Annotated in this window: 10 protein-coding genes and 1 tRNA gene; 3 read left to right on the top strand and 8 right to left on the bottom strand. The window is 70.4% G+C overall.

All coding sequences use genetic code 11. The annotated features are described in order from the left end of the window. Positions 1 to 171: 171 nt before the first annotated feature. Positions 172 to 244: transfer RNA gene (locus VGN18_RS09230), tRNA-Ala, on the bottom strand. Between the two features lie 198 nt (positions 245 to 442). On the opposite strand from VGN18_RS09230, the gene VGN18_RS09225 reads away from it, so the two are divergent. Beyond that, positions 443 to 718, top strand: coding sequence for an HU family DNA-binding protein (locus tag VGN18_RS09225; protein ID WP_327539381.1), 276 nt, complete (start codon positions 443 to 445; stop codon positions 716 to 718). A gap of 63 nt (positions 719 to 781) precedes the next feature. On the opposite strand, the gene VGN18_RS09220 is transcribed toward VGN18_RS09225, so the two are convergent. From VGN18_RS09220 to VGN18_RS09190, 7 genes are all read right to left on the bottom strand, one after another. After that, a complete protein-coding gene (locus VGN18_RS09220; protein ID WP_327539380.1) occupies positions 782 to 2143 on the bottom strand; it encodes a MauE/DoxX family redox-associated membrane protein in 1362 nt (453 codons plus the stop codon). A 31-nt stretch (positions 2144 to 2174) separates the two neighbouring features. Then, the gene (locus VGN18_RS09215; RefSeq protein ID WP_327539379.1) at positions 2175 to 2804 is read right to left on the bottom strand and encodes an SCO family protein; all 630 of its coding nucleotides are present in this window, start codon (positions 2802 to 2804) and stop codon (positions 2175 to 2177) included. After that, the gene (locus tag VGN18_RS09210) at positions 2801 to 3313 is read right to left on the bottom strand and encodes a copper chaperone PCu(A)C (RefSeq protein WP_327539378.1); all 513 of its coding nucleotides are present in this window, start codon (positions 3311 to 3313) and stop codon (positions 2801 to 2803) included. Before VGN18_RS09210 ends, VGN18_RS09215 begins: the two co-directional genes overlap by 4 nt. Beyond that, the gene (locus VGN18_RS09205) at positions 3310 to 3999 is read right to left on the bottom strand and encodes a YcnI family protein (RefSeq protein ID WP_327539377.1); all 690 of its coding nucleotides are present in this window, start codon (positions 3997 to 3999) and stop codon (positions 3310 to 3312) included. The genes VGN18_RS09210 and VGN18_RS09205 overlap by 4 nt, the downstream gene beginning before the upstream one ends. Positions 4000 to 4009: 10 nt before the next feature. After that, positions 4010 to 5695, bottom strand: coding sequence for a copper resistance CopC/CopD family protein (locus tag VGN18_RS09200; protein ID WP_327539376.1), 1686 nt, complete (start codon positions 5693 to 5695; stop codon positions 4010 to 4012). A 15-nt stretch (positions 5696 to 5710) separates the two neighbouring features. Next, the gene (locus tag VGN18_RS09195; RefSeq protein WP_327539375.1) at positions 5711 to 6118 is read right to left on the bottom strand and encodes a DUF3817 domain-containing protein; all 408 of its coding nucleotides are present in this window, start codon (positions 6116 to 6118) and stop codon (positions 5711 to 5713) included. Positions 6119 to 6191: 73 nt separating this feature from the next. Continuing rightward, positions 6192 to 6587, bottom strand: coding sequence for a hypothetical protein (locus VGN18_RS09190; RefSeq protein WP_327539374.1), 396 nt, complete (start codon positions 6585 to 6587; stop codon positions 6192 to 6194). A gap of 101 nt (positions 6588 to 6688) precedes the next feature. On the opposite strand from VGN18_RS09190, the gene VGN18_RS09185 reads away from it, so the two are divergent. Both VGN18_RS09185 and VGN18_RS21195 read left to right on the top strand, forming a co-directional pair. After that, positions 6689 to 7258 (top strand): alpha-ketoglutarate-dependent dioxygenase AlkB, encoded by a 570-nt coding sequence (locus VGN18_RS09185; protein WP_349259867.1) that lies wholly within the window; start codon positions 6689 to 6691, stop codon positions 7256 to 7258. 189 nt (positions 7259 to 7447) lie between these two features. Beyond that, the coding region (locus VGN18_RS21195; RefSeq protein ID WP_414655033.1) for a DUF2510 domain-containing protein at positions 7448 to 7574 on the top strand (127 nt) is incomplete at its 3' end.

Here is a 7574-nt window from a genome sequence, read left to right as displayed (position 1 = left end):
GACGTGGCCGGCACTTGGCGGACCCGACCCTGCCCAGGATGGCCAGGTCGAGTAGCTCAGGCATCCGAACCCGCCTGCCAGGCGCATCGCGTTTGGAACCAATGGCTACCAAAATGGCTACCACTCGAAGGTTAATGATCTTGCAAGTGGCTCTAGGCCAATGATTCTGGGTGGAGCTGAGGGGACTCGAACCCCTGACCCCCACACTGCCAGTGTGGTGCGCTACCAGCTGCGCCACAGCCCCTTACCCGGCGCTGCCAACCATCAGCGGCGCCGAGGATTGAGCTTACACAACGCCCGCGAGCGTCCTGCACCGGGGAAGCGTCGGCACGAACCTGGCAGCGACACGCCGACTCGCTGGACCCCCCTAGTTACGGGCTTTTCCGGGCTCAAGTACATACTGGGGGCAGCAACAAGCCAACGACTACTCAAGGGAGACCTCGTGAATCGCAAGGAACTGGTGGCAGCCGTCGCCGACGCCGCCGAGCTGGAGCAGAAGACGGTCGACGCCGTCCTCCGTTCCCTCCAGTCCACGCTCGAGGGCGCCGCAGCCAAGGGTGAGAAGGTCAGCGTCCCCGGGTTCTTCGCTCTTTCGGTCGGCCAGCGTGCCGCCCGTGAGGGCCGCAACCCGGCCACCGGCGCGACCATCAAGATCCCGGCCGCCAAGACGGTCAAGCTCACGCCCGGCAGTGCCCTGAAGGAAGCTGCCAACAAGTAAGACCCCGCACGACGGCGAAGGCCCGGTCCCCCGAAGAGGGGCCGGGCCTTCGTGCGTCCGCAGCTACTTCTTCGTCGCCGACGTCGAGGGCGTGGGCGTCGACGCCTTCGCCGTGGTCGCAGCCTTCGTCGGCGGGACCGACGGGGTCGGCGTGGGCGTCGGCGTCTTGGACGGATCCGGCGCCGGCCCCTTCTTCAGCGCGTCGGCCACGGCCTTCTGGTACGCCACGAGCGTGTTGGCGATCTGCTTGCCGTTGACCAGCACGGTCGGCGTCGAGCTGATGCCCTTCTCGCTGGCCCGCTCGGTGATCGCCTGTACGAGCGCCTTGTGCGTCTCGTCGGTGACGCAGCTGGTGAATGTCGTCAGCTTGTCGCCGCCGAGCCCGATCTGTTGGGCGTACTTGATGAAGTCGGTATTCGGTCTTCCGTTGGAGCCCTCGGCCGGCTGCACCTGGGCGCCCTGGTACGTCCCGTACAGGAGGTTGTGGAAGGCGACGAAGTCGTCGACGGACTGGTCCGACGCACAGAGGGCCGCGTTGGCGGCGCGGGAGGCGTAGCGGTTGCCGTTCGACGAGCCGTCCAGGATCGAGATGGTGTGGAAGCGCACCTGCGCCTTGTTGGCCCGCACGTCGGAGTCGATCGTGGTGCCGACGGCCTTCTCGAAGTTCAGGCAGTTGGGGCACTGGAAGTCCTCGTACACGTCCAGCGTCGCGGCGGCCTTCTTGCCGAACACAACACCGCTGGCGGGCGAGGCGTTCGTGGCCGACAGCGAGCCGGCGATGCGGGCGCGGCCGGCCTGCACGCCGATGCCGATCAGCGCGACCAGCACGATGATGACGGCCAGCGAGAGGTTGAGGTAGCGGTCGCGCGACTGCGCCTCCTTGCGGCGCGCCTCGAGCATCGCGTTGTACTTGCGCGCGCCCTTGTCGGTGCGCAGCCGCTTGGCCGACGGCGGCTCGATGTAGTCGTGGCGGGCCACGTACTCCTCGATCGACAGCCGCGTCATGCTCCACAGGACGAGGTAGACGGCGAGCACGAGCAGGCCGAGGTCGCGCAGGATGTCCCAGGTGTAGTTGGTCGAGGTCGTCGGGCCGCCGCCGCCGAAGCAGCCGCAGTCGATCGTCAGGCCGCGGGCGGAGGCCTGGATGACGCCGACCAGGAAGAACAGCATCAGCCCGCCGGACACGACCGCCGACAGCCGCACTGCGATGCCGACGATCAGCAGGATGCCGAGCGCCAGCTCGAGGACAGGCAGCCCGTAACCGATCGCCTTCGACAGCCACTCGGGCGTGGCGTCGTAGGCCCGGACGGCCTGGACGAAGGTTCGCGGGGACGCGAGCTTCGCCAGGGACGACCAGATCCAGACGACGCCGAGGACGAGGCGGGCCAGCGTGCCGAGCCAGGGACGCGCAGTGTTCCAGTTCACGATCGCCGATTGTGCCTGACCGGGCATCGCGTCACGCCGCCGCCACGACCTGAAGGTCATGAGCGATCTGTTTCTGCAGCGTGGTGCTCTGCAGGAACGCGACGCGGGCGTAGTCGTCCGGGCCGTAGAGCAGCAGCTCCGACGAGTGCGTCTGGCCCTCGTCCGAGGCCAGGCTCACGTGCGCGGCCGCCTGCGCGGCATCGATCTGGTCCTGCGTGCCGCGCAGCCCGACGAAGTGCGCCTTCGCGCCGTCAGTGAAGTTGGCCAGCCACTGCGCGATGACCGGACCGCTGTCGCGCTTGACGTCGGTCGTGATGAACACGACGTAGGTCTTGGCCGCCAGCGCCGCCGGCACCCTCTTCAGCGCGATGGAGATGTCGGCCATCGTCGCCGGGCAGACGTCGGGGCAGTGCGTGTAGCCGAAGTAGAGCAGCGTCGGGTGCCCGGCCGTGGTCGTGCCGAAGGGGAACGGCTTGCCCGCGGTGTCGGTGAGCGTGAACGACGGCCGCGGCTGCGCCGGCGTCAGGCCCGCGCCCTGGTACGGCCCGCTCCCCTGCCCGGGGTTGAGCTCGGACGGCTTCGGCTTCGCCGTCCCGCTGCTTGCGCACCCGGCCAGCACGACGAGCGCAAGGATCAGCAGGACGGCACGGCAGCGGTTCACGAATGGGCTCCTGACGAGGACGGGGCGGTGCCGGTCGGGGCGGGCGCACCGAGGGCGATGACGGGGGCGACGACGTCGATCGGCCCCGCGGTCCGGAAGTCGAGTTCGAGGTTGACGGTCTGCCCGGCGGTGAGCTTGTCGAAGAGGTGCTCGATCATGACGTGCCCCTTGCCGGTGCTCAGCACGACGCTGCCGTGGGCGGGGATCACCAGGCCGTTCGCGGCCGCCACCATCGACCCGCCCGACTCCACGTGCAGCGTGGACGTCGCACCGGCACCGGACACGACCTGGGTCAGCCGGTCGTCCTGCCCGGTCGTGTTGTAGACGGTGAAGTAGGCGGCCGCGGCGTCGGTCGGCGGGGCCGGCGCGCGCACGTAGGCGCCGCTCACGCTGATCGTGCCCGGCGCGCCCGAGCCGGTCGACTCGTGCTGCGGGATCGCCGCCCGCACCAGCCCGGCCGAGCCGAGTACGACGGCCGCGACGCCGCCGGCCACGGCCGCCCATCTCATGATCGACGGGCCCGCGACACGACGGCGAGGCCGAGCGCAGCCGCGGCCACGACGAGCGCGACGACCGCCAGCACGACCGGCCCGGTGCTGCTGCTGCCGCCCGACGGCGCGGTCGCCGCCGGCTTCGCGGAGGCCGACGCGGTCGTCGCCGCCGCGGAGAGGGTCAGCTCCGGCGCCGGGTGCTCCGGCGCGACCGTACTGCCCGGCGCGGCCGTCTCGATCCAGCTCACCACGCTGCCGTCGTCGTACTTCTGCAGAGCCTTGAACGTCAGCGTCGGGACGTCGGGCAGCAGCCCGGCGATGATCGTGAACGCGCCGAACTCCCCCGGCGCGATGCCCTGCCCCGAGTTCGCCGTCCAGGCGATCTCCGAGACCGCCTCGGTGATCTCGCCGTCGTCGGTCTTTATCGGGGTGGCCAGCTTGGTCGTCGTCTGGGTGTGCGTCCAGCCCGGCACCGGCGCGACGAGCACCGACGCGATCGGATGATCCGTCGGCAGTTGCACCGTCAGCCCGACGGTCTTGTGCTGCTCCTCGACCGGCACCCGGAAGGTGATCTCCTGATCCGACCCGCCCCGCTCGGCGCCGGGCGCGGTGATCGTGATGTGCGCGAACGCCGAGCCGGCCAGCACGAACAGCGCTACCAGCGTGGTGGCGATGCCGACGGTCAGGGTGCGCAAGCGGGTCATCGGGCGCCTCTCAGTGCAGGTGAAGGGTGACGTCGGCGGTGACGGCGTCGAACGCCGAGGTGGTGACGACGAGATCGATGCGCCACGCCCCGGCGACGGGCAGCGCGATGCTCGCGTCGTAGACGCCGTCGGACTCGCGGGTGAGCAGCAGCGGGAGCGGTCCGATCTGGGCGGCCGACTGCGTGGCCGTGGCGGTGAGCCGGCTCGGCGACGGCCCCCCGGCGACGTCGACGGTGAGGTTCACCGTGCCGTGCGTGCCGGGATCGGCGGTGACGGCGAGGCTGCGGCCGCCGCCGAGTGAGGTCGTCGCCGACACCGGTCGGCGGTACTGCGCGGCGAGCGATTCCTTGCCCCGCGGTTGCGCGACGAGCACAGCGGTGAGGGCGAGCACGATGACGCCGATGCCGGCCTCGACGAGGACCGAGCGCCGCAGCCGCTCGACGACGAGCTCGTCGGCGGGCACCGGCGCCTCGGCCAACGCAGTGTCGTCGAGGGCGTAGGCGACGGTGCGGCGGCGCACCAGCGTGCGGGACAGGTTGCCCAGCGCCAGCAGCCCGAAGAACAGCACGACCTTGGCGACGACGAGACGCCCGTAGTCGGTGGTCAGGATCGCGTCGACGGTGCCGATGCCGCGCCAGGCCGCGTACGTGCCGGTGATCGCGAGGGTGCAGACCGCGGCGAAGGCCACCCGCGAGACGAGCGGCATCACGGCCCGGATCTCGTCGGCGTCACGACGTGGCAGCAGCGCGCCGGCGACCATCACGAGCGCGCCGATCCACGCGGCCATGGCGAGCAGGTGCAGCGCGTCGAGCGGGACGGAGATGCCCTTGGGTGCGGTCGTGCCGGCGTGGCCCGCGGCCGAGAACGTCCAGACCAGAGCACCGGCGACGAGAGCGAGCACGCCTTCCCACCGGGCCGGGCGCACGCCGTCGGCCAGCGAGCGCGCGAACACGAGCGCGACTATGCCGAGCAGGACTAGGCGCAGGCTGTGGAGCAGCCCGTAGTCGGAGTGCAGGGTGGAGTCGAGCAGCGCGATCTTGCCCACGCCGAACGGTGATTCACCTGCGGTGTAAGGCCCCTGGAGCAGTACCTCGAGGGCGGTGCCGAGCGTCGCGCCACCCCAGCCCAGCCACAGCAGCCGTCGCGCGCGGGGCTCGTCGCGCCCGCAGGGCCAGACCGTGAACACGATCCAGGCGCCGCCGAGCAGCGCGAGCCCGGCGAAGGAGATCCAGCGGGCGACATCGAACACGTCGCCGGTGCTCGCGTCGGCGCTGGTGCCGGTCACGTTTCCGCGGGCGAGCGGTCCGGTGCCGACGACGAACCGGATCGTGCCGGCCACCGGGTGCGAGTCGGCCGAGACGACCCGGAAGCTGGCCGTGTAGGTCGAGTCGCCGAGACCGCTCCGCAGCGTGTCGGTGACCTTCGTCGAGTCGCCGTCGGGGTGGAACGCTTCGCCGCCGTCGACCCGCCTGCCGTTGCCGTCGGTGACGTGCAGGTAGCCCACGCCGCCGATGCCGACCGATTCGTCGAAGACGATCGTCACGCTCCTGGGCGCGGCCTTCAGCCGTGAACCGTCGATCGGGTCGGAGGTGACGACGGTGGCGTGCGCCGACGCCGGCGCGGCGAGCAGCAGGGCGGTGGCGAGCAGGGCGACGAGCCCGCCGACGACCGCAGCCAGGCGTCGGGCAACCGACATCGTCAGTGCGACCCGCTAGCTGCGGGCCGGCTCCGCGGAATCCGCCGCTGCCCTGGTGGCGCGGGTGACGAAGTGCTCGGCCACGAACGACATCGTCGGGATGGTGCCGGCCAGCATGACGATCGCGTAGCGCGCGAGCGGCCAGCGCAGCTTCACGCCGAGCATCGCGGTGATGATGACGTAGACGAGGTAGAGGTACCCGTGCGCGAGCCAGAGCCAGCCGGTGCCCGGCTCCATGCTCGCCGACGTGGTGGCTTTGATGATGAGCGCGATCGTGCCGGCCAGCAGCACGAAGCCGGTGACGAAGGCCATCACCCGGAAGCGGGTCAGCGCGCCGGCGGCGTCGGAGACCTGGGTCGGGTTGAGCCGCGGCTGGCGGTGGTCGAGCACGCTCGTGCCGCCCATGAGTCCCGGCTCGCTCATCGTCCTACCCCCGCTTCGCTCACTCCGGCCGCCGAAGGACTTCTGGGCTCACGGGTCGCTCCGCAAGCGTCGCTCATGCCTCTTCGTCCTTCGCGGCGAGCCGGGCCAGGTAGTCGTTGTACGCGGCCTGCTCGGCATCCAGGGGCGCCTGCGGCGCGGTCGGCATCACGTAGCGACGGTAGGCGACGGGCTCGTCGGACGGCGGCGGGGGCTCAGCCGGAGCACGGCCCGTCACACGGTCGTTGCGGTGCGCGGTGTCGCGCATGACGCGTCCCCACATGAGCAGGACGAACAGGCTGAAGGCCCACCACTGCAGCGCGTAGCCGAAGTTCTGGATGCTGAAGTGCTTCGACTCGGACACGTGCAGCTGCCAGCGGCCGAGCAGGATCATGGTGACGATCAGCGCCAGGCAGAGGACGTGCAGCGCCAGCCAGCCCGGTCGGAGGGCGAAGCGGAATCGGCGCAGCACGGCACAAAGATACGTCTCGCGCCTGTGGGCGGGTGTCGCCGGCGGCGAATCCGCCGCCGGCGAGCGCTTGAATTCATTCGAACGCGCGTTCTACGATCGGCATCGTGACCGCATTCCAGGCCTCGCTGCTCGACGCCGGTGACGACGTCGAGGTCGGCGACCTCGCGCCCCGGCGCACGTTGCTCGCGAACGGGGCCTGGATCGACGTCCACCCACGCTGGATCGGCGGCGCCGACACCCTGTTCGCCCGCTTGCGGGACAGCGTCCCCTGGCATGCGGAACGGCGTCCGATGTACGACCGGGTGGTCGACGTGCCGCGGCTGCTGTCCTTCTTCGACGAGACCGACGCCCTGCCCGACCCCGCGCTGACCGAAGCCAGAGCGAGCCTCGACCGCCACTACGCGGGCGAGCTCGGTGAGCGGTTCGCCACCGCCGGACTCTGCCTCTACCGCGACGGGCGCGACAGCGTGGCCTGGCACGGCGATCGCATCGGCCGCGGCAACACCCACGACACCATGGTCGCGATCATCGTGCTCGGTGCGCCCCGCGCGCTGCTGCTGCGTCCGCGCGAGGGCGGCGGCGCGACCCTGCGCCACGACCTCGGCCACGGCGATCTCATCGTCATGGGTGGCAGCTGCCAGCGCACCTGGGAGCAGGTCCTCTACTCGTAAATATGACATATTGCCCGCACTGGCCATGGGACTGCACTGTTCGAACACACTCCTTCAGCCCAACGACATGGGCGCTGCGAGAAGAGAAGCCGATCTACAAGCGGGTCTTGGGTGTCGCGTGACTGGTCACTTCATCGGCAACCCTGGCGAGCGGTGGCGAACAAGTCATTCACCAGCAATGATTTCGCCATGCAACCGCTGGGTCCCCCGATCTGGACGCCGCAGCAGCCTGGTTGGTATCAAGACCCTTGGAATGCGGACTACCGCCGGTGGTACGACGGTCAGCAGTGGACTCCCAGGGTGGAGCGAGCCCGTC

Source organism: Jatrophihabitans sp. (assembly GCF_036000465.1).
In the GTDB taxonomy this organism is placed as follows: domain Bacteria; phylum Actinomycetota; class Actinomycetes; order Mycobacteriales; family Jatrophihabitantaceae; genus Jatrophihabitans.
Note: the sequence above shows the minus strand (reverse complement) of the source record. Positions and strands in the feature narration are given on the sequence as shown.